This is a genomic window from Candidatus Acidiferrales bacterium (assembly GCA_035515795.1).
In the GTDB taxonomy this organism is placed as follows: Bacteria; Bacteroidota; Ignavibacteria; order Kryptoniales; family JAKASW01; genus JAKASW01.
Map to the genome: position 1 here is coordinate 78,704 of DATJAY010000020.1, position 21,157 is coordinate 99,860.

The following is a 21,157-nucleotide window of genomic DNA, read 5'->3' on the forward strand; positions in this document are numbered from 1 at the left end:
TGGGGTTGCGCCGGAGCTGATGAGTCGAAATTTTCCTTTCTCCTTTATATCTTAACGTTTCAGGCAACGTTGAAGATGTTGATAAATCGTTAGTGATAAATTGAAGATGCCGCCGCCAGATTTGTTATATGCCGGCATGAGAAAGGGAGACTTTTGATGCGTAGTATCTACCTAATTGTGTGTATTTTCCTATCAACTTCTATTCTAGGTTTCAGCAGAACCGTTGTTTTCTACGAACAAAATTTTCCCTCAGTTGATAACGGGGTGATCAGTCGTGCGACACTTGAACGGGCATTTGCCTCGATGAACACTCAATTCGTAGGACTTGATGGTCTGGAGAAAGATTTAGCTGACAGTGACCTTCTTGTATTGCCATATGGCTCCGCGTTTCCCGCAGATGCCTGGGACATGGTTAGCCGTCATTTAGGAAGCGGCAACCTCCTGGTGTTGGGCGGAAGACCACTTTACGTGCCGGTGTACCATGATAGTGCCGGCGGCTGGTGGGCGGGACAACCGCAGAATACTTTTTCAAGATACCTCGGCATCATGTACTCGCATGTCGTGACGCAGCTCGAAAATCCGGCGCACAAGCCATGGAGTCTGAGATGGGGTGATGACGCGCCATTTTTCAGTAACCAATTACCGTCAATCACGTTGAATCCTGAGCGTGTTTTCGCTAATTCGGGTTTTGGACAAAAGTATCGCGGCATCGGGTTTCTAGTCGATGCTCACGGCAATCGACTCGCCGCTCCGATAGTCGCCGACGATCGATTCGGTCATGCCTCAACACCGCGGCGTGGCGTTTATCTGAGCTTCGACGCTGACTCCACTTATTGGAATTCAGAAGCGGCAATAGATTTAATACATCAAGCTGGAACATATGCATCCTTCGGTGGGGATCGCCTATGGATCGATTTGCAGTCATTGGCAGTTGATCCGGGCGAGCATGTTACAGGCACGATTGATGTTACGCGGAACGGAGAGCCGGCGGAACTAATGCTGGAATTGTTGTCGGGCTCAAATGTCCTTGAGACCAGGAAGGTAAGTTGTAGTAATTCTCTCCATGAGGAAATTGGACTGACCACGCCATTGAATGTGTCCGGACTCTACGAAGTGCGTGCCATCTTATCGGTGGGTGATACGGTTGTTGACCAGTACACCTCTGGAGTCGAGGTGCGTGATACGTCGCTTCTGCACTCAGGCCACCAGATTGAGGCAGGGCGAGATTATTTCAAGTTGGACGGGAAACCGTACTTGCCGGTCGGGATCAATTACTTCTCTACAGATCCTAATACTTCCGACTTCTTTGTTGGCGGGAGTCTGGGCGGCAACGCATACGTTTGGGAACGAGACTTTGCCGAGATGGAGCACGAAGGAATCACAATTGTTCGGACGGGGACGTGGCAAAATCGCGTTCGTTATCTTGATCAGGTAACCGGTGCGGCAGACGAACAACTTCTCCGAGCCATCGAAGCTTACCTCGACGCAGCCGCGCGACATCATATGCAGGTTATATTCACGTTCTTTGCATTCAATCCTCAAGTGGAAATGCAGCAGGGACCCGGACAGGAAGGCGACCTCCTCGGACCGGGCTCCAATCCATACCTGGATCCGGTCGCGATAGATGCAGAAACCGCTTATGTCTGTTCCATTGTCTCGCGCTTCAAGGATGTACCGTTTTTGAGTTACGATCTTATTAATGAACCGAGTTTTGCAAATCCAAAGCGAATATGGAAAGGAAATTCGCCGAACGGCGATCCGAGAGAAGTTGCCGCCTGGCACCGTTGGATCGAAAAGCGTTATGGCACAATCGACAGTCTCGCGAAGGAATGGCATACACCTCCTTCTGAGCTTGGCTCATTTAATGATGTGCCGGAGCCCACGCTGCCAGATTTCGATTTGACGCGTTACGGAAATCCAAATACGGTGCGGGCGATTGACTTCGATTTGTTTGCACAGGACGCTTTCATCCGATGGGCGGATACGATCATTCAAACGATTCGGTCAACAGGTTCTAAGCAAGTAGTTACTGTGGGTCAGGATGAAGGCGGGGTCACTGATCGCGTGCTTGATCAATTCTGGTCAAATTCAGAAGTCGACTACACGGTAAACCATACATGGTGGCGGGACGATGCGTTACTGTGGGGTTCGGTTGCCGCCAAGAGTACTCGCAAGCCGAATCTGATTGAAGAAACCGGCCCTCAGCCTGTCTGGGACATGGACGGAACCTGGCGCTGGGACGATCATGGAGGACTCGGACTGGAGGAGCGGAAGTTAGCGCTTGCGTTCGCGAATGGGAACGCCGGTATTCTACATTGGGATTGGACTCGCAGCGATGACTTTGGCATCATGCGGCGCGACGGTTCTGAAAAAGTTTGGATGGATGCGTTGAACGGCATAGCCTCCTTCGCTAAAAAAGCACAGCCCTACGCGACCGAAGCCGGACTTCCTCAGGTCGCTCTAGTACTGCCTCAGTCACTGCAGCTCTCGCCGTTCAGCAGTTATGGTTTGGAGGTGCAGCAAAAGGCGGTGCGCGCATTGTACCAGTATGCACGATCGACGGCATTTGCGATTGGAGAATATCAACTTTCTCATATGCCAGATGCGAAACTAATTATTGTCCCTGCGCCATGGATATTGAGCCAGGAATCATGGAATTTATTGATGAGCAAAGTCAGAGACGGTGCGACTCTACTCATCTCCGGAAGGATCGACGTCGATGAGCATTGGATAACGGTTCCCCGTCGCTCAGAAGAACTGAACCTGAAGTACACGTCGGCCGATCTGACCACGCGGGAAGTCGAGGTGAAGTGGCCCGAAGGCACCGCGCACTTGAGCTATTCCACGGACAAGACTACTTACGCGCAGCACGGTGCGTTAAGCAACGGCCGGACCTTTGACGACATCTCTTTGGGCAGAGGACATATATTGTACTTCACCGTTCCCCTTGAGCTTTCCGACCAGCTTAGCGAGATCGGGCGGATTTATAGGTATGCTATTAGGTTCGCCGGTGTCAATTCTCCTTACGAGACTTCTTGTGAAGATCCCGGCATTCTGATTTGTCCGACGGAGCTGCCCGAAGCGACACTTTACGTTTTGACTTCCGAGAGTTCGAACACAGCTCCGTTCGAATTTCACGACAGACTGAGCGGAAAAAATTTTCAAGTTAAACTCGCACCCGGTAGGGCAGCACTGATGCTTATTGGAACGGATGGACGGCTCGTCGCTTCCTACAATGTGAAGTGATCCCGGATAATCTTAAAAAGTGGATCAACACCTTCCTTAAAGATCTCTGTTTGTAACTATCGGCAGGAAATCTGTGTTATTCATGGTACGGTTATGTTACAATTTGCCGAGGAGGAGTTACCGTGGATACCAAGAAATTCCCTAAGCCATTTGATACGGACTTGAATCGCAGAAGCATTTTAAAGAGAGCTTTGGCGGGCGGAGTTCTTGCAGCTACATTCCCCTCACTCGTGAGAGAAAAATTTCCTGTCGGTTTTTCTTTCGATGTGTCACCGTCGGATTTCGATGAGATAACGGTTGCCGAGCTGCAAGATGGAATGAAGTCCGGAAAGTATACGGCAAGATCAATAGCCGAGCGCTATCTTGATCGCATCAATGCAATCGATAAACAAGGTCCGACTCTTAAGAGTGTAATCGAAGTGAATCCTGATGCGTTGGAGATTGCCGATGAACTCGATAAAGAGCGGAAAGAAAAAGGCGAGCGAGGACCGATGCATGGTATACCGGTGTTAATTAAGGATAACATTGACACGGCCGATAAGATGATGACTACTGCGGGTTCACTTGCGCTCGTCGGCTCGAAACGGTCGTCCGATTCATTCCTTGCACAGCAGCTGCGAATGTCCGGCGCGGTGATACTCGGCAAAACTAATCTCAGCGAATGGGCAAACATTCGATCGAATCACTCTACGAGCGGATGGAGCGGCCGCGGCGGACTGACAAGAAATCCTTATGCACTCGACAGAAATACGTCGGGATCAAGCTCTGGTTCTGCAGTAGCAGTGTCGTCGAATCTCTGTGCGGTGGCGGTCGGAACTGAGACTGACGGTTCGATTGTAAGTCCCTCGTCCATAAACGGTATCGTTGGGATAAAACCGACGGTAGGATTGGTGAGCCGCACCGGCGTGGTGCCGATCTCACATTCACAGGATACGGCCGGTCCAATGGGAAGGACAGTGCGAGATGCGGCGACTTTGCTTGGCGCCCTCGTCGGCGTGGATCCGGAAGACAAAGCAAGCGGAGCAAGCAAAGGCAAATTCTTTTCCGATTACACTCAGTTTCTAAATGCCGATGGTTTGAGAGGAGCGCGAATCGGCGTTGTCCGAAGTTACTTTGGTTTCCATGAGGGTGTTGATGTTGTGATCAACAACGCAATTGAAGTTATGAAAAGCAGTGGAGCAACTCTCATCGATCCGGCTGAAATCAAGACTCTCAGCCAGCTTGGGAACGCCGAGGATTTAGTCCTTCAATATGAACTCAAGGCAGATATGAAAACATATCTCGACAGGCTCGGCCCGAATGCGCCGGTGCATACTTTGAAAGACATCATCGAGTTCAACGAAAAGCACAAAGAAATCGAGATGCCTTACTTCGGGCAGGATGTTTTTCTAAAAGCTGAAGCCAGAGGTTCACTGACGAGCAAGGAATATCTTGATGCTCTCGCAAAATGTCGAAGACTCTTCAGGAGGGAAGGAATTGATGCGGCTCTAAAGAGACATAGACTCGATGCGTTGATTGCTCCTACCGACAGTCCTGCTTGGCTGACGGACTTAGTGGACGGCGATCATTTTCTTGGAGGGAGTTCACAGGCAGCTGCGGTTGCAGGTTATCCAACCATAACCGTGCCCGCCGGATTTGTATTTGGACTTCCCATAGGTGTCTCGTTCTTCGGTCGCGCCTGGAGCGAGCCGACGCTTATCAAACTTGCGTATTCATTCGAGCAGGCAACAAAAGTAAGGAAGCCCCCACAGTTCAAAGCCACAGTTGATTTGGTTTAGATATCTCTTAAAAGCACGGTTAGCCTCGTGCCATTACTCTAAAACGAGAAAGTTACACCATTCGACGGGTCTTGCTCATGCCGGCGGTTCTGAGCTTGAGTTACTTCACAAGAGTCATTTTTCTCACCTGATTGATCCCGGGTGAAATTAAACGATAAAAGTAAACTCCGCTCGCTATATTCCGGCCATTGAAATCTGCATAATAACTTCCCGCATTCTGTAGTTCATTCACCAGCGTTTCCACCTCGCGGCCAAGCACGTCGTAGACCTTTAAGGAAACATTGCCAGGTGTCGAGACCTGGTACTCGATGACCGTCGTAGAGTTGAACGGGTTCGGATAATTTTGCATGAGAGCCAATCTTTGTGGAATCGTGAGGGCGTTGAATACCGCATCGGTGTATGATTTGAGATTGTTCGCAGCAAACACCATTATGCCCGCCTTGGGCGAAGAAGTGGGTTGCCATGCCGCAGCAGCAGTTGCAGTTGATAGATCATAATAATCGTTGAGGACCCCGACCATGGTTTTGGACGAACCTATGGAATCGGCCCACTGGTTGAATCGAGAAATGTAGTTCGGTGAAAAATAGGCTATGTCCATTACAAAATTCAAATATGCTGCAACATCCCGGGACCTGCCTATTACGGAACCTGGAGCGCCTCCGGCATAGATGGCCGCTGCATATATTTGTGAATTACTGTTGGAGGATAGCGGGCCAAAATACTTCCCGATCTCTTTTATCAATGCTATGTAGTTTGTGTTGCCGGTCGCCCCATGTTCTATATCAAGTGAAATTCCATCTAAATGCAGTGAGTCAATTGCACATGTTTTTATAAACGTGGCGAATTGCTGATAATCGTACTTTGTACCATCATAAGCAGTGAACGGCGTTGGAGTGCTCCACGATGCCGCGTCGTCGACATTCATTAAAACTTTGACGCCTCTTGCCTGTAATATCCTGATGTCCCTGATGATTTCACCGTAATAATGATAATTTACATTTGTAGTGGTCATCCATCCCGTCGAGTAATGGGCCGAGTCAGCTAATTCCCACAATGTTCCCTCGAAAAGTACCACTATGTTGGCCTCGTCCGTGAATGTTGTCAACGGAAAATGGTCGGGTCCACCGGAATCAAACACATAATATGCCACCTTGTTGGTTCCCGCGACGGGAATGCCTGCTTTTGACACTTGCAAGGCAGGAGTAACAATAAGCAGCAACGCCGTAATTCTTGCAGACAGTATTCTCTTCATGACCGGATAAAATTGCCGTGCCCCCGAGCGGAAGTCAAGGTACATTCGCGACAAGAGGAGTCTGACTGTTTCAATCTCAGTCGTACGAGCAATCCCCCAAGGAATTCTGAAAGTTAGTACTGGTTATACGAAAAAGTCCCGTCAAACGACGGGACTTTTTTCCGTATCAACCGAGTTCCGATGCAATCTTGATGTTGCGACGTATTGCTTTTACGCGCTTCATCCTCTTGCGGACTGATGGCTTCGTAAAGTAAGTTCGCTTCTTGAATTCTTTGAGAATTCCGGAACGCTCGTACTTCTTCTTGAAGCGCCTCAGTGCTCTGTCGATCGGCTCATTCTCTTGAACAATGACGCCGACCAATCTTATCACCTTCCTTTTTTTAATGAACTTTAGTTAAAATTTAATCGACACTCGTTCTAAAAACAAGGGTCGATTCGGGAATTATTCGTGTCAAAATCGTTCATTCGAAGAACGCAAATAATGCAATTACGCTCATATCTCATTATATTTACTTCGTTAAGGGATAAATGACAATGACCAATCTCAAATATCAGTTCGGCGAAACAATCGTCGAATTTGGAAAACGTACCTATCTGATGGGGATCTTAAATATCACGCCCGATTCCTTTTCCGATGGAGGCAGATTTTTTGATCAGACCGACGCGGTGTTGCATTCGTTCCAGATGGTGAAAGACGGAGCGGACATTATCGATGTCGGTGGCGAATCAACCAGACCCGGTGCGGAGTCTGTTCCGGTCGAAGAAGAACTGCGAAGAGTGGTTCCTGTGATTCACAAGATTCGACAGAAGAGCAACGTGCCCATTTCGGTTGATACGTACAAATCCAAAGTTGCAGTTGAAGCTCTGAAGGCGGGTGCAAACATCGTTAATGATATCAGCGGCCTTCACTTTGACGAAAGGATGGCGGATGCCATTGCGGAAAGTGGAGCATCCGTGGTGATAATGCACATGAAAGGTACCCCGAAAGACATGCAGGCGAATCCGCAATACGATAATGTGATACAGGAAATCTACGATTACTTGGCCAAGTCTGTCGATGCTGCGGGGAAAAAAGGGATAAGACAAATAATGATCGATCCAGGTATCGGGTTCGGAAAAGGGCTCGAAGATAATTTGATGCTGATAAATCATCTCGAAAAATTTCGCGGCATTGGCGTGCCGATATTGATTGGTGTTTCCAGGAAATCGTTCATCGGGAAAATTCTTGAAACTCCTGTAGAGACGAGGTTGGAAGGTACTGCTGCAGCAGTGACGGCAAGTATTCTTCATGGTGCAGACGTCGTTCGCGTCCATGATGTGCGCGAAATGCGCCGCGTCGCTCTCATTGCCGATGCGATTCAGAGGCAAGGGATTTAATGGAATTATTTCACATCGGTTTCATCACGGTGTCGCTCATCGATCTCCTAGATATTGCGCTGGTGGCTTTTATTTTTTACAAGCTGTATCAGGTCATGCGAGGAACCGTCGCAGCGCAGATATTCATAGGGTTGCTGATGATCCTCGCTTTGTCGTTTGCCGCGCAAGCTCTCGGAATGCGGGGTCTCGGATGGCTCCTCGGAACTCTCACCAACATTTGGGTAATCGCGTTCATCGTTCTGTTCCAGCCTGAGTTGAGAAGGCTGTTTCTCTACTTCGGCAAGAACAGCTTCGTAAGGTTCTTTATTCACATCGATATCAGCGAGACGGTGGATGAAATTGCCGATGCGGTAGCTGAATTGAGCAATCGCCAACATGGTGCTCTGATTGTCATTACGCGCGGGAGTGCGCTGAGAACGATCATAGAGACGGGCGAAGAGATGGGTGCGAAAGTCTCAAAAGAACTCCTGATCGCCATCTTCAACCCCAAAGCCCCATTGCATGATGGAGCGGTTGTGATCCGAGGCGACACGGTCGAAGCGGCGAGATGCACACTGCCCTTAACCGCCACTACCAAGATAAGCGGGTATGTTCTCGGAATGAGGCACCGTGCGGGGCTCGGCATATCGGAACAATCGGATGCCCTGGTAGTGATTGTCTCGGAGGAGACCGGCACAATTTCAATTGCAGAAGAAGGTATGCTGAGTCGCGGACTTTCTCCTGAGGGATTACGCAGGAAGCTGAAAGAGACTTTGCCGCGTCCTTCAGGGAGGACCGCGAAGTCTCTCTTTTTGAAACGTGCGACGGAAGATGCTTAGAGTCGCGGCCGCGATACCTGCCTACAATGCAGCAGGGACTATCGGGTCTGTAATCTCTCAAGTCGCTGCGTACGTCGGACCCGAAAATATTTTTGTTGTGGATGACGGCTCCGCCGATGAAACTACCCTTATCGCCCGAAGAAAAGGTGCTTGGGTTTTACGGCACACAAGAAGAAGAGGCAAAGGCTCGGCACTCCATGATGCAGTAAAAGAAATTATTGAGCAGGACTACGAATGGATCATAACTCTCGATTCCGATTTGCAGCACGATCCGGGGGAAATTCCCAACTTCCTGTCGGCAGCGGAGCACTTTGACGTCGTGTTAGGGAAGAGATCGATATCGTCAAGTGGAATGCCTTTCCATCGATTTCTTTCAAACTTGATCACCAGCAAGCTCATTTCGCTGAGGACAGGTATCGATGTTGAGGACAGCCAGTGCGGCTACAGACTCTTTCGGGCGGAGGTTCTGAGAAAAATAGAATCGCCATCCAGGCATTATGACTATGAATCGGATATCCTACTCAAGGCTGCTCTTGGCGGTTTCTCGATCGGGTTTGTTCCGATAAAAACAATTTACAACGACTCGAAGAGCAGCATCAGGGTGATCGATGTTCTGCGTTTCATGAAAGTCTACCTAAAGTCTTTTGCATGAATTCGACACGAACTCCAGGAAACATAACAGTGACTCTATGACAAAAACAGGATTGCTTGACAAGTACTTAGAAGCGCGCGATGATATGGTGAGGCTCCTCAAAGAACGACGAATTTCCGACGAACGTGTTCTTAAGGCGATGATGAAAATAGAGAGACATCTTTTTGTGCCCGTGCCTCTTCGGCACCACGCTTATGACGATGCGGCGCTTCCTATAGGTGAAGGACAGACCATCTCGCAGCCATTTACGGTTGCGATTATGACCGAAGCATTGTGCCTTAGGGCGCTTGACAAGATTCTCGAGATAGGAACTGGAAGTGGTTACCAGGCGGCGATACTGGCCGAAATGGGAGCGAGAGTGTTTACGATTGAAAGAATTCCCGCATTGCTCAAGAATGCAAGACAGGTTTTGGAGAGTCTGAATATTAGGTTCGTCTCAAAAGAAGGTGACGGCACAATCGGATGGGTCCAATTTGCTCCATATGACGGAATCATCGCAACTGCAGGTGCCCCTGAGATTCCGAAACCGCTGGTCGAGCAGCTAAGGGTCGGCGGGAAACTCGTCGTGCCGGTTGGCTCGCATGCTTTTCAACAGATGAAAGTGGTTACCAAGATAAACGACAATAATGAATTTGAGGTGGCTGACAAAGCAGACTTCAAGTTTGTCCCGCTGATTGGCAAGGAAGGCTGGCCTGAAGAGTCATTTCCGAGAGGGTCGGATGGCAGAGAGAATGATAAATGAACGAACAGTCGTCGCTATCGTGGGGCCTACCTGTTCTGGAAAAACTAGGATAGGAATCGAGCTTGCAAAACTCATCAACGGCGAAATAATTTCCGCGGATGCCCGGCAAATTTTCAAACTGATCGATATCGGAACGGCCAAGCCGACGCGTGAAGAATTATCGAAAGTCCCGCACCATCTTGTTGATGTTTTCCCGCTTGACAAAGAAATCAGCGCCGGCGCTTACGCGGAGCTCGCCGGTAAAATTGCAGCTGAGATTTTTTCCCGCAACCGCGCTCCAATTATTGTCGGAGGCTCGGGGCTCTACATTCGCGCTCTCGTTGACGGGCTATTTGATGCTCCGAAGATTGAACCGAAAGTCAAGGAAGAATTGAGGGAGAGGCTTCACTCGGAAGGAGCAAAGGAGCTTCTTGATGAATTGAAGCGCATCGATCCGGACGCGGCGCAGGGGTTGCTTCCGCAAAATTACAAACGTGTCGTCCGGGCCCTCGAAGTCTATTACTCCTCCGGCAAGCGAATTTCCGAATTGAGGAAGACACGTCCCTCGGTTGTTAATTTTAATGCCATTCAATTTGGAATTCAGCTTGACAGAAAGCTTCTATATCAGAGAATTGAAAGACGCGTTGACGAAATGGTCGGCCGTGGGCTCGTCCATGAGGTGAAGGAGATTCTGAGGCGTGGATTTGATCCGAAATTGAATTCTCTTCAAACTGTCGGCTACAAAGAAGCGATCAACCATCTCAAAGGAAAAATAAGTTTTGAAGAGATGATCTCATTGATCAAGATGAATACGCGCCGGTACGCGAAACGACAGATGACATGGCTTAAGAAAGACAAGAGGATTGTTTGGATTGAGGCGGACAATAAAGATCCGAAACAGATTGCTGAAGAAATCTGCAGCCATGCCAGTGAAAATGGATTTGTGAAAAACAGAATAGGGGCTGGTCTAAAAAAGGATTGTAATTAATTCCTAACTGGGAGTGCTTCGATCATCATATCGGCAGCTTCAGAGGCGTCTCTTGCTATCTTTACATATTTCGTACAAGATTCGAGTCCTTCGTAGGCGAGTTCCGTATCGAGGAGATCGACGACCGGTTTCCAAAAATCCGTAACCACGATGATCGGCTTTTCGGAAATCATGTTCTTGTTCATCAGCTCCCAGACGAGTGCAAGCTCAACCAGCGTTCCGGTACCGCCTTTCAGAATGATGTAACCGCTCCCAAGTTCTATTAATTTTTGAAGCCGCTCATAAAGCGTCATCGTGTGAACCTGCATGTTCACGTATTCATTTGGTGTGGGAGAGAAAACAGCGGATGTCACTCCGATGATATTTCCCTCCACCCGGGATGCTCCCTTCGACACGGCTTCCATTATGCCGCGATAGCCGCCGGTGCATACCGACAAGCCCGCCTCAGACAATTTTCTTCCGAGTAACTCGGCTTCTTGATATTCTGGGGAATCTTCTTTCGGACGACTGCTTCCGAAGATGGATACAATCCTGTTCGGTTTGTTTGGACTTAGAGCTATGTTTTCAGACACCTCGAATGTCCGTATCTGGAAAGAGTTAATTATAAATCACGATTCGCTGACCGGGTCGGATGTCGCGGTCGGCGGTTACGTTCCATTTTCTAAGTTTATTTATTGTTATGCCGAATTTCTTTGCTATGCTCCATAATGAATCGCCGCGCCGGACTCTATAGATCATTTTTGATTCTTGATTAGCTGATTCCGCGATCATGCTACTGTTATTTGCGTATCCGATGGATGGTCTCAATATTTTCAGACGCTGCCCGACTCTCACACGGTTTGTCGACAAGTTGTTCCAGCCTTTCAGGTCGGAGATACTGACTCCATAGAAAGCGGCAATCTTGGTTAGGTTCTCACGACGTCTGACTCTATGAAAAGTAGCTGAAGCCCGTTGAGAAGGAGTTGTGGTCTCGACTTTTGACGACACCTCATTTTGATTTTGCATATCAACGGAGGACACATATAACTTCATGTTGGGTTTGATCCTGGAACCGGTCAAACGGTTTATTCTCTTTAATGCTGCGACTGTCGTGTTGTAATCGCTGGCAATCGACGTAAGCGTTTCGCCTTCCTCGACGATATGAATTGAAGAGTCTGTCCGGCCCGCATCATGGTGCACCTGCCTGGATGCGAAAGCGGCGCCGCCTTGCTGTTTGTTGCGTGCGTAGAATGAGCTGTTTACCGGGATCATTAGTATTGTGCCGGGACGTATGCGGCGAGTTCTTCGAGAGAAGTCGTTCGCAAGTTTCAGCGAAGAGAGCCTGACTCCGTACCTCCTGGCGATTCCTCCGAGAGTTTCTCCTCGCCTGACAGTATGAAAAGTCCAGGTGAGTTTTGCGCTTTCAGGAAGTTTCTGATAGTTCATAGCAAATAAGGGTCCCATGCCCTGCGGTACCTTAAGCGGATAACCACCGCCATCAAAATTAGGAGGCGTCACCGAGTGCACCAATTCCGGGTTTAGATCGAGCAACGAGTCGATATCAATTCTTGTTTCATCTGCCAGCACCTTCAAATCGACGCTCTCGGGAATTATCACGGTGTCGCAAAGGGGGGGAGAGACTTCATCCACTTTGTCGTCGAATCCGTAAGTCTTCGGGTCCATCGCGATGAGAGCAGTTGCAATGTATTGCGGGACATAATTTCTTGCTTCTCTTGGAAGTCGTTTCTTTATTTGCCAGAAATCTCTCTTGCCGTGGCTTCTCCTGATCGCTCTTCCAACCGATCCACAATCATACGAAGCGAGTACTAAATACCAGTCACCGTACCGATCATACAAGTCGCGCAGGTATACCGCGGCTGCGCGCGTACACTTGATAGGATCGCGTCTCTCGTCGTACCACCAGTTCGAATGAAGTCCGTACAGTGAGCCCGTGCCTCGCGTGAACTGCCAGAGTCCAACTGCTCTCGCCCATGAGCGCGCTTTCGGGTTAAGACCGCTTTCCGGCATTGTCATATAAACAAGTTCTTCGGGGACTCCCTCTTCCTTGAAGATCCGTTTCATCATCGGTATGTAATAACCCGATCGGTAAATCCAATCCTGCATGTGCCATCTTCCGCGGGTCGTTAAAAATTCTATGTTCTGTTCGACATACTTGTTCATTACGAGGGGAACCGTCGTCTTTGTGGTCTCGGGTTGGGGAAAATTTGTGCCGCTGACGTTTATGGAATCGACAACCTGGGAGAGTTTTTCTTTCAATGCAAAAACCGATGTGCCAGGACCCAAGTTCTGCACGCTAGATATATATTTCTCGTAGTCGCCGATAATTTCGCGGCTGAGCGCAACAAAGTCGGAGTCATTTTCAATGTCAGGATAATAGCTCAAATCATTCAAAACATTTATTGCATTTTCGAATTCCATGGCAGAAGAATCCTGAGCTTTTCCTTTCTGCAGCCTCATTGCATTCGAATAATGTTCATTGGCAACCTGGAGAAGCTTATCAACTGCTTGATCATCAGTCAAGATGGAATCAAGACCATACAAAGCGGCAAACCTTGATACTTGAGCAATGCTTTGGCTATGTATTTCGATTGACGCTTTTAGGCTTGTGGTATCTAGCTGGCTGGCGTGCACAACGTCTGTCGTTTCAATCGTTTGGGTTTTTGTCAGCTTCTGGTTTGAGGAACACGAAAATGTGCTGAATGCCATCAACCCCACGAAAATTGCTAAAAATCGGCTTTTATTAAACATTTGCCTCAGTATTTCCGTAAATATGTTTCAAATAACCTACCAATATATGTCCATCGTTCTTCTTAATCAAGAAAAAGTTTAAATGTTTCTCGAAACCGCTTAACTAATCAGCAGTTAACAACGGTCGACACTCAGCATCACCTGATCGAGTTCTTTCTTCAGCCCCAGAACCATATTTTCACTTACGGTGATGGTGATGTGGATGTCTCGACGTTTCTTAATATCGGCGGTTCTTGGAAAAGCATTAGTGTTTCAGAACACCACCGGCTCTTCGTACACCCCAAACACTTTCATGAGCACAGAACACATCTCGCCGAGAGTTGCGTAAGATTGTGACGCCCGGATCAGATGTGGCATCAGGTTCGAGCCGCCTTCGGCCGCTTTTCTTAAGGCCTCAAGTGAATTTTCTGCATCAAAGTTGCTTCTTTGTGCGCGGACTTCAGCGATCCGTCTTCTCTGCTTTCCCTCCACCTCTTTTGGAATTTCGAGAAGCGGGATCTCAATTTGCTCGTTTTCTTGCACATACTGATTAACACCGACAATGACTTTTTCCTTCCGGTCGAGTTCCTGTTGATACCTGTATGCGGCATCTGCGAGTTCTCTCTGGAAAAATCCTTGCTCGATTGCGGGAAGCACTCCGCCAAGCGCCTGGATTCTTTCAAAGTATTTTTCGGCTTCCCGCTCCATGTCGTTTGTCAAACTTTCGATGAAATAGCTTCCGCCAAGAGGATCGACAGTATTTGCGACGCCGGTTTCACAGGCTAAGATTTGCTGCGTCCGCAGTGCGATAGTGGCCGCTTTCTCACTCGGCAGCGCGAGCGTTTCGTCCATAGAATTCGTATGAAGTGATTGCGTGCCGCCGAGTACTGCCGCCAACGCCTGGTACGCTGTTCGTATGATATTGTTTTCGGGCTGCTGTGCGGTTAGTGAGCAGCCTGCTGTCTGAGTATGAAACCGCAGCTTCCAGCTTCGCGGATTCTTCGCGCTGTATCTGTAGCGGATGTGTCGTGCCCAGATTCTTCTTGCGGCTCTGAATTTTGCGATCTCTTCAAAAAAATCCAAATGAGAATTGAAAAAGAAGGACAGCTTCGGCACGAACTCATCGACGACAAGTCCTGCTGCAATTCCTGCTTCAACGTATGCAAATCCATCGGCAAGCGTGAATGCCAATTCTTGAATCGCCGTCGAACCCGCTTCGCGAATATGGTACCCGCTTATTGAAATCGGATTCCATTTAGGCATCTCTTTGGTGCAGTATTCGAACATATCTGTAATGATTCTCATCGAAGGAGTCGGAGGATAAATCCATTCTTTCTGTGCAATGTACTCTTTGAGTATGTCGTTCTGGATTGTGCCACGAAGATGATTCGATTTTACATTTTGTTTTTCTGCCACGGCGATGTAGAATGCCAGCAACATTGCGGCCGGTGCGTTTATCGTCATAGATGTTGAAACTTTATCAAGCGGGATTCCCTTGAAGAGCATTTCCATGTCTGCGAGTGAGCTCACTGAGACACCGCAGACGCCGACTTCTCCTTCGGAAAGCGGGTCATCTGAGTCGCGTCCCATCAAAGTAGGAAGGTCAAATGCGACACTTAATCCGGTCTGCCCGTTTTCCAGAAGATAGTGAAATCTTTTGTTCGAGTCCTCGGGAGTCCCGAATCCGGCGAACTGGCGCATTGTCCAGAGTTTGCTGCGATACATGGTCTTGTGAATTCCCCGTGTATATGGAAATTCACCCGGGAGACCGAGATCATTGCCTACGTCCATGTTCTCGATATCGTCCGGTGTATATAGCATTTCCACCGGATAGCCGCTGATAGTGGTGAACTTAACATCCCGGAGTTTTTCGCCTTTGACTCTCTTCTCCCAATTGTCCTTCTGTTTCTTCATCTCATCGCTCGAATGTGTTATGGTATAGTCCGGTTCTCCCATTGTTCTATACGTCTTATGTTACCGCAGGCCATGGTTTACTGCTCTTACAACTGCTACGCTGATTTCATCCCTGCATGGTGTAATCCGATGATTCACGAATCCGTCAGTTTGCTATTCTACCGTCTCCGCCTTTGTCCTGCGATAACAATCTCTTATCGTAAAGGTGGCCGAGACGCACAAGAGCAGGAAACCTATCAAGAAGATCGGCCAGTCAAACGATGCCGGCCTAAAATTTTCCAGGCCCCTAGTGCCGTGTTTCAACAAGATACGAAAAATTTGCTCGGTAAACGAGTAAATTTCTGCTGCTGCTCCAAGCAAGAAGATCACAAGATTGACGCCGGCGATCGTAAGGTTTTCCGATTTTGCGCCAAAGAAAATTAAGACAGCGGACGTCAGCGTCAGCAAGAGTGAAATCAGAACCGGGCAGATAACCGGGCTGATCCATGCTACCGGGATCAGGAAAAGAACATCATAGTCCATGATCGTTCCCGGCCAGCCTGTAAACAGTTTCAAAAATATGTAATAGAAAATGTCCCATATTGCAAATGCATACACGAAGAACATACATTGCTGAAAACGATTCCTGCCCGCAAGATAGCCGACTGCCAAAAGCATGACGATGGTTGACGCTTCGCGCACAAATTCAATTCCGCTAATCTGAGGTTCCAGGAATTGAATCGGGAAAACCTGAACCGAGTTCCCAAACGCGCATTCTCGCAGATAGATTACAACGGCTGATTCAAGGTATCCCATTGCTACCGCATAGATCGTCACCGCCGCAAGTTTCTTTAATGTTGATCCTGTTCCTTTGGACAACTTATTCCCGATAGACCCTCCGATCGGAGCCTTCTGGGCATTCGGATAGCTCATTTCAAAAATTTCAGAAGACGCATTGAATGTTTCAATGTTCAAAAAAATCTTCGATCCGGATGACTCAGTTCAGTAAGAGTTTTTGAAGCGCAGGATTGTTACCGTTACCATGCGAACCAAGCAGGTTCGCCGGAGTGAGTTGTTTTGCCGGAATGACGTGGTTAAATTGACTTGCAGAGTCATCAATGAAAAAAGAAATTGCAATCCTTGGCTCCACCGGCTCCATCGGCAGAAGCAGTTTGGATGTCATCTCCAGCTTGAACGAGCAGGGCGAAGACTACCGTGTGGCTTATCTGGTCGCGAATAAGAATATCGACTTGCTATATCAGCAGGTGAAGACATACAAGCCTGTCGGAGTTGTGGTAATAGATGAACAACAAGCAATCCGTTTTTGCTCCTATCTGAACGGAGAGAAGCTGAAAGTTTTATCCGGTGAAAAAGGCTTGATGGATATAATGGCCGGCGGCGAGTTTGATATTCTGGTCAGCTCACTGGTAGGCTTCGTGGGGCTCCGTCCTACTTTGGAGGCACTGCGCGCGGGGAAAAAGGTTGCACTTGCAAACAAGGAGACCATGGTCGTTGCCGGTGAAATTGTAAATGAGACCGTGAAACGATGTAACACGACGCTTTTGCCTATCGACAGTGAACATAGCGCAATTATGCAGTGCTTATCCGGAGAAAGAAGGGAATCTGTGGCGAGGCTTATTCTCACCGCATCCGGCGGTCCTTTTTTAAATCGTGACAAATGCGAACTTGAAAACGTCACGGTCGAGGAGGCGTTGAATCACCCTAAATGGAAAATGGGGAACAAAATCACGATCGATTCTGCGACTCTGATGAATAAGGGTCTTGAAGTCATAGAAGCGCATTATCTTTTCGGGCTCCCTGCGGAAAAAATTGAAATAGTGATACATCCACAGTCCGTCATTCATTCCATGGTAGAGTTTGTCGACGGCTCGATAAAAGCTCAGCTCGGGATGCCGGACATGAAGATCCCGATCCAATACGCGTTGTCATATCCTGAACGGGTGAAGTCAAATTATGAAAGGGTCGACTTCGCTAAAATTTCGCAGCTCACATTCATGAAACCGGACGAGGAAAAATTTTCTCTGATAAAACTGGCATACGAAGCACTCAGGGCGGGCGGAACCGCAACGGCAATTTTGAACGCTGCAAACGAGGCGGCCGTAGACTTATTCCTTCAACGGAAGATAAAGTTTACTAAAATTGCCGCACTCGTCGAAGAAGGACTTCAATCCATTCCAATAAAGAGTTCTCCGGCCATCGAGGAAATATTCGAAGCCGATCGAGCAGCAAGGCTGTTCGTTTATTCCGATACGGAACATACATAAATTTTTAGCGTTGGATTGTAAGTATCAGGATCCCGTTCGATCATTTGAAATCTAAAACTCAGAATTACTGATGACATACATAATCTATTTCATAATAACTGTTGGCGTACTCGTCCTGGTGCATGAGTTCGGTCATTTCATCGCTGCAAAAAGTTTTGGAATGAAAGTCGATACCTTCTCGATCGGTTTTCCCCCACGCGCCTTCGGCAGGAAAATCGGAGAGACGGACTATTGCATATCATGGATACCCATCGGGGGATACGTAAAAATCGCTGGAATGGTCGATGAGAGTTTTGATACCGAATTCCTCGACAAACCTCCCCAGCCGAACGAGTTTCGCTCCAAGCCGATATACCAGCGCATCATCGTCGTCTCTGCCGGTGTGATAATGAATTTCTTATTGACGTTTCTGATTTTCTACGGGATAAGTCTCGTCAACGGGAGATCATACATTGCCTCAACCACGATAGGTATTGTCGATACAAGCTCCGTCGCGGCGAAACTTGGCTTTCAACCGGGCGACAAACTAATCGCGATCAACAACAAAGCGATGAACAGCTGGCAGGATATTCAGGCGGATCTGTACATTGATAATGTCGGCTCTCCGCTGGCGGTTACCCTCAACCGCGGTGGACAGGTCAGAACAATAATTGTTCCCAAGGGCTCGGCTAAGGCGGATGATCAAATCGGGATTTATCCGGATCACATGAATGCGGAAATTGATGTTGTCGATCCCAATATGCCGGCTTACAAAGCGGGACTTCGACCCGGGGACATCATATTGTCGATAGATGGAAACGAGATCGCGGCTAATACACAGGTCAGTAATTATATAAAAAAAGATAAAGGAAAATTTGCTCACCTCGTAATAAGACGGGGAAATGAAGATAAGCAGTTTCAGGTCATGCCCAATTCCGATAGTCTGATCGGCATCCAGGTTGGTGGACACTATACAGGGCCCGTTACAAAGTATAGCTACAATATGGTGTCAGCAGTTCCTGTCGGATTCATGCAGACGGTAGACGCGACGGGACTTCTGGTCAAATCTATTTGGCTGATGATAACGGGAAAGGTTTCATTCACGAAGTCGATCGGCGGCCCTATCAAGATTGCACAGCTCGCGACTCAGAGCGCCGAGATGGGCATAGGAGCTTTTCTCGGTTTCATGGCGCTATTAAGCATAAGCCTTGCAGTGTTGAATATACTTCCAGTCCCTGCGTTGGATGGTGGACATCTTGCCTTTCTTGTCTACGAATCGATTTTCAAAAAAGAAGTCCCCGCAAAAATAAAATTGTTTGCGCAGCAAGTTGGCTTTGCGCTTCTATTGCTATTTATGGCCTTTGTAATCTATAATGATATAGTACACTTCTGAATTAATGCATCGCAGGAGCTCGAACGGCTTTCGGGCGCCAGCTTCGAGATTCATGAGTGCCAGGGTTGATCACGTTTGTTCGCCCTCATAGTAAAGTAAATAATTTCAAATAGGCGCCAGCGCTGAGGCGTGACATCCATCAAAGCGTGAATTGACTCGATGTGTTTAAATTTTCCTTGAAAAGAGAGGTGTTTATGCGTTGTCTTAAACTTGGGTTGTTCATCTTCGTATTGTTTGTCGCCGCCGTTGAGTCACATGCACAGTACTCCGTTAATCTCGACGTCAACGTTCCACAATACAATCAAATCTACATTGCAGATTTAGACATCCAGAACAAGATTGCACAGAGTTCCGGTGTTCTGTTTACCGCGACACTTCGATCGAAAGCCTCGACCCCAATTCAGGTGAAACTTAATTTGTCCGTAAATGTAACTCTGGTGGGGCAGACCCCTTTCCAGGTCGCTCAGGGTACAACCACACCGCTTACATTGAATCCGGGACAACTAAAAGTCATAACCAATGTTGATTTATCAGGCCCCACCCCACCGATACAATTTGACAGCTATTCTTTCGATCAAAGTCAGTTCGACCGCATCAGAGACGTTGCATTGGCAACGGGTAAGGCTCCCGCTGGCGTCTATGAGTTTAAGTTGACTTGTTTTGATGTAAGCGGCAACCAGGTTTCAAACGACGCGGCAGGAGATATTATCGTTACCAATCCAAGTCGGATCGATCTCGTCATTCCTATTGAGGGAGAAAACGTCACAACTCTCTTCCCGCATTTTCAATGGTCCGCAAACTCCGACACCGTGATATTATCTATCTACGAAAAGTTGCCAAGCCAGCAGAGCCCGCAGGATGTAGTCTCCGGAGTACCTTTCCTGCAGCAAACAGTGGCAGGCAGCTCGTTCAACTATCCACCTTCCGGTGCAGCAGTAAGGCCATTGGAAAACGGCAAGACTTATTATTGGTTCGTTGATATCCCGCCATCTTCGACAAGAGGAAACGGGACACGGAGCGATATCTGGGATTTCACCGTCGGTGGAATTGATACGACTGGTGGAGCCGGCGTGGATAATGTAGCGGCAACAAAGGCGCTCCAGAATCTTTTGAACGGGACTCAATATCAAAGCTTGCTAAATCAGATCACGACGTTGAACGGCAATTCTTCGTACGATGGAAGTTCGCTCAACATACAGGATTTGATCGACATCCTTCAAAACATGGATAAATCTAAAATTACCAATGTTACCATTCAGTGAGGAGACGCAAATGAAAAAACATAATTCGATTTTTGCGATTGCATTATTTGCATTCGTTGCATCGATCGCTTTCATGGTGGCGACTCCTTCGAACAGCAACATCGCCTTGTTCTGGGTTGTAAAAAACACCGTTGAGAAAAAAGATTCTACCGATCAATGGGTCCAGGCAAAGAAAGGCGATTTTATTTACCCGGGCAATTTCGTTAGAACTGAAAAGGAATCATTCACCCTGGTGAAATTCAATGATGCGAGTACTCTTCGTCTGGGTTCGAACGCCGAGGTGCAAATCTACGGCGACAAGAATCCGCAGAGTGCCAACGTCAGCAGCGGCGATGTCGGCTTCACGATGACGAAGAGGACAAATGGTCAATTTGAATTCACCACCCCAACGAGCGTCGCATCTATCCGGGGTACGGAAGGAGTGGTGACTGTGCAAATGGATGGGACGGATTTTCTCACGATAGTCGAAGGACTCGTGCAATTCACAAACAAGTTTTCAAACAAGACTATCGATGTAAGTGCTGGTCAAACCGGAGAGTCGTCAAAAGACGGAGGGATAGACGTTCATCAATCTACTCAAGAAGATCTGAACAGACTGTCACAGCTGGATAACCAATTCAACCAGCAGCAGCATAAACTTGAGGTATGGTTCCTGGGAAGCGACGGAAAGCTGCACGAGGTTATTATCGAGACCCAGCAATAGTCGTGTCCTGCTTTTGGCGAAGGCGCTCGATTCAATTAAACAATCCGATGTCCCGTATGAAATTATTAATGCTTCGGGATGGG

General features: G+C 48.0%; 17 protein-coding genes. 11 read left to right on the forward strand and 6 right to left on the reverse strand.

What is annotated here, in order from left to right; genetic code table 11:
* Window positions 1-156 precede the first annotated feature (156 nt).
* Window positions 157-3,246: a beta-galactosidase gene (locus tag VLX91_09260; protein HUI30394.1), complete on the forward strand. Its 3,090-nt coding sequence runs from the start codon at window positions 157-159 to the stop codon at window positions 3,244-3,246.
* A gap of 122 nt (window positions 3,247-3,368) precedes the next feature.
* On the forward strand, window positions 3,369-5,024 hold the full coding sequence (locus VLX91_09265) for an amidase (GenBank protein ID HUI30395.1): 1,656 nt from the start codon (window positions 3,369-3,371) through the stop codon (window positions 5,022-5,024).
* A gap of 100 nt (window positions 5,025-5,124) precedes the next feature.
* On the opposite strand, the gene VLX91_09270 is transcribed toward VLX91_09265, so the two are convergent.
* Both VLX91_09270 and rpsU read right to left on the reverse strand, forming a co-directional pair.
* Entirely contained in the window at window positions 5,125-6,276 is a 1,152-nt protein-coding gene (locus VLX91_09270; GenBank protein ID HUI30396.1) for a T9SS type A sorting domain-containing protein, read from the reverse strand.
* A gap of 166 nt (window positions 6,277-6,442) precedes the next feature.
* Complete coding sequence (rpsU, locus tag VLX91_09275) at window positions 6,443-6,646, reverse strand: 30S ribosomal protein S21 (protein HUI30397.1); 204 nt, start codon at window positions 6,644-6,646, stop codon at window positions 6,443-6,445.
* A 164-nt stretch (window positions 6,647-6,810) separates the two neighbouring features.
* On the opposite strand from rpsU, the gene folP reads away from it, so the two are divergent.
* The 5 genes from folP to miaA are packed head-to-tail and all read left to right on the forward strand — an operon-like array spanning window position 6,811 to window position 10,832.
* Window positions 6,811-7,653 (forward strand): dihydropteroate synthase, encoded by an 843-nt coding sequence (gene folP / locus VLX91_09280; GenBank protein ID HUI30398.1) that lies wholly within the window; start codon window positions 6,811-6,813, stop codon window positions 7,651-7,653.
* The gene (cdaA, locus tag VLX91_09285) at window positions 7,653-8,471 is read left to right on the forward strand and encodes a diadenylate cyclase CdaA (GenBank protein HUI30399.1); all 819 of its coding nucleotides are present in this window, start codon (window positions 7,653-7,655) and stop codon (window positions 8,469-8,471) included. Before folP ends, cdaA begins: the two co-directional genes overlap by 1 nt.
* Window positions 8,464-9,123: a glycosyltransferase family 2 protein gene (locus tag VLX91_09290; protein HUI30400.1), complete on the forward strand. Its 660-nt coding sequence runs from the start codon at window positions 8,464-8,466 to the stop codon at window positions 9,121-9,123. The genes cdaA and VLX91_09290 overlap by 8 nt, the downstream gene beginning before the upstream one ends.
* Before the next feature lie 37 nt (window positions 9,124-9,160).
* Entirely contained in the window at window positions 9,161-9,865 is a 705-nt protein-coding gene (locus tag VLX91_09295) for a protein-L-isoaspartate(D-aspartate) O-methyltransferase (GenBank protein ID HUI30401.1), read from the forward strand.
* A complete protein-coding gene (gene miaA / locus VLX91_09300) occupies window positions 9,843-10,832 on the forward strand; it encodes a tRNA (adenosine(37)-N6)-dimethylallyltransferase MiaA (protein ID HUI30402.1) in 990 nt (329 codons plus the stop codon). The genes VLX91_09295 and miaA overlap by 23 nt, the downstream gene beginning before the upstream one ends.
* On the opposite strand, the gene VLX91_09305 is transcribed toward miaA, so the two are convergent.
* The 4 genes from VLX91_09305 to VLX91_09320 form a co-directional block, all read right to left on the reverse strand.
* A complete protein-coding gene (locus VLX91_09305; GenBank protein ID HUI30403.1) occupies window positions 10,829-11,404 on the reverse strand; it encodes an LOG family protein in 576 nt (191 codons plus the stop codon). The two genes, miaA and VLX91_09305, sit on opposite strands and share 4 nt — an antisense overlap.
* Window positions 11,405-11,429: 25 nt before the next feature.
* Window positions 11,430-13,580, reverse strand: coding sequence for a LysM peptidoglycan-binding domain-containing protein (locus VLX91_09310; GenBank protein ID HUI30404.1), 2,151 nt, complete (start codon window positions 13,578-13,580; stop codon window positions 11,430-11,432).
* Between the two features lie 252 nt (window positions 13,581-13,832).
* The gene (locus tag VLX91_09315; protein ID HUI30405.1) at window positions 13,833-15,473 is read right to left on the reverse strand and encodes a methylmalonyl-CoA mutase family protein; all 1,641 of its coding nucleotides are present in this window, start codon (window positions 15,471-15,473) and stop codon (window positions 13,833-13,835) included.
* A 153-nt stretch (window positions 15,474-15,626) separates the two neighbouring features.
* Complete coding sequence (locus tag VLX91_09320; GenBank protein ID HUI30406.1) at window positions 15,627-16,385, reverse strand: hypothetical protein; 759 nt, start codon at window positions 16,383-16,385, stop codon at window positions 15,627-15,629.
* A 185-nt stretch (window positions 16,386-16,570) separates the two neighbouring features.
* On the opposite strand from VLX91_09320, the gene VLX91_09325 reads away from it, so the two are divergent.
* The 4 genes from VLX91_09325 (at window position 16,571) to VLX91_09340 (ending at window position 21,074) form a co-directional block, all read left to right on the forward strand.
* On the forward strand, window positions 16,571-17,737 hold the full coding sequence (locus tag VLX91_09325; GenBank protein HUI30407.1) for a 1-deoxy-D-xylulose-5-phosphate reductoisomerase: 1,167 nt from the start codon (window positions 16,571-16,573) through the stop codon (window positions 17,735-17,737).
* 70 nt (window positions 17,738-17,807) lie between these two features.
* Entirely contained in the window at window positions 17,808-19,109 is a 1,302-nt protein-coding gene (gene rseP / locus VLX91_09330; GenBank protein ID HUI30408.1) for an RIP metalloprotease RseP, read from the forward strand.
* A gap of 194 nt (window positions 19,110-19,303) precedes the next feature.
* A complete protein-coding gene (locus VLX91_09335) occupies window positions 19,304-20,371 on the forward strand; it encodes a hypothetical protein (GenBank protein ID HUI30409.1) in 1,068 nt (355 codons plus the stop codon).
* Between the two features lie 10 nt (window positions 20,372-20,381).
* A complete protein-coding gene (locus tag VLX91_09340; GenBank protein HUI30410.1) occupies window positions 20,382-21,074 on the forward strand; it encodes a FecR family protein in 693 nt (230 codons plus the stop codon).
* The last annotated feature ends 83 nt before the right edge of the window (window positions 21,075-21,157 follow it).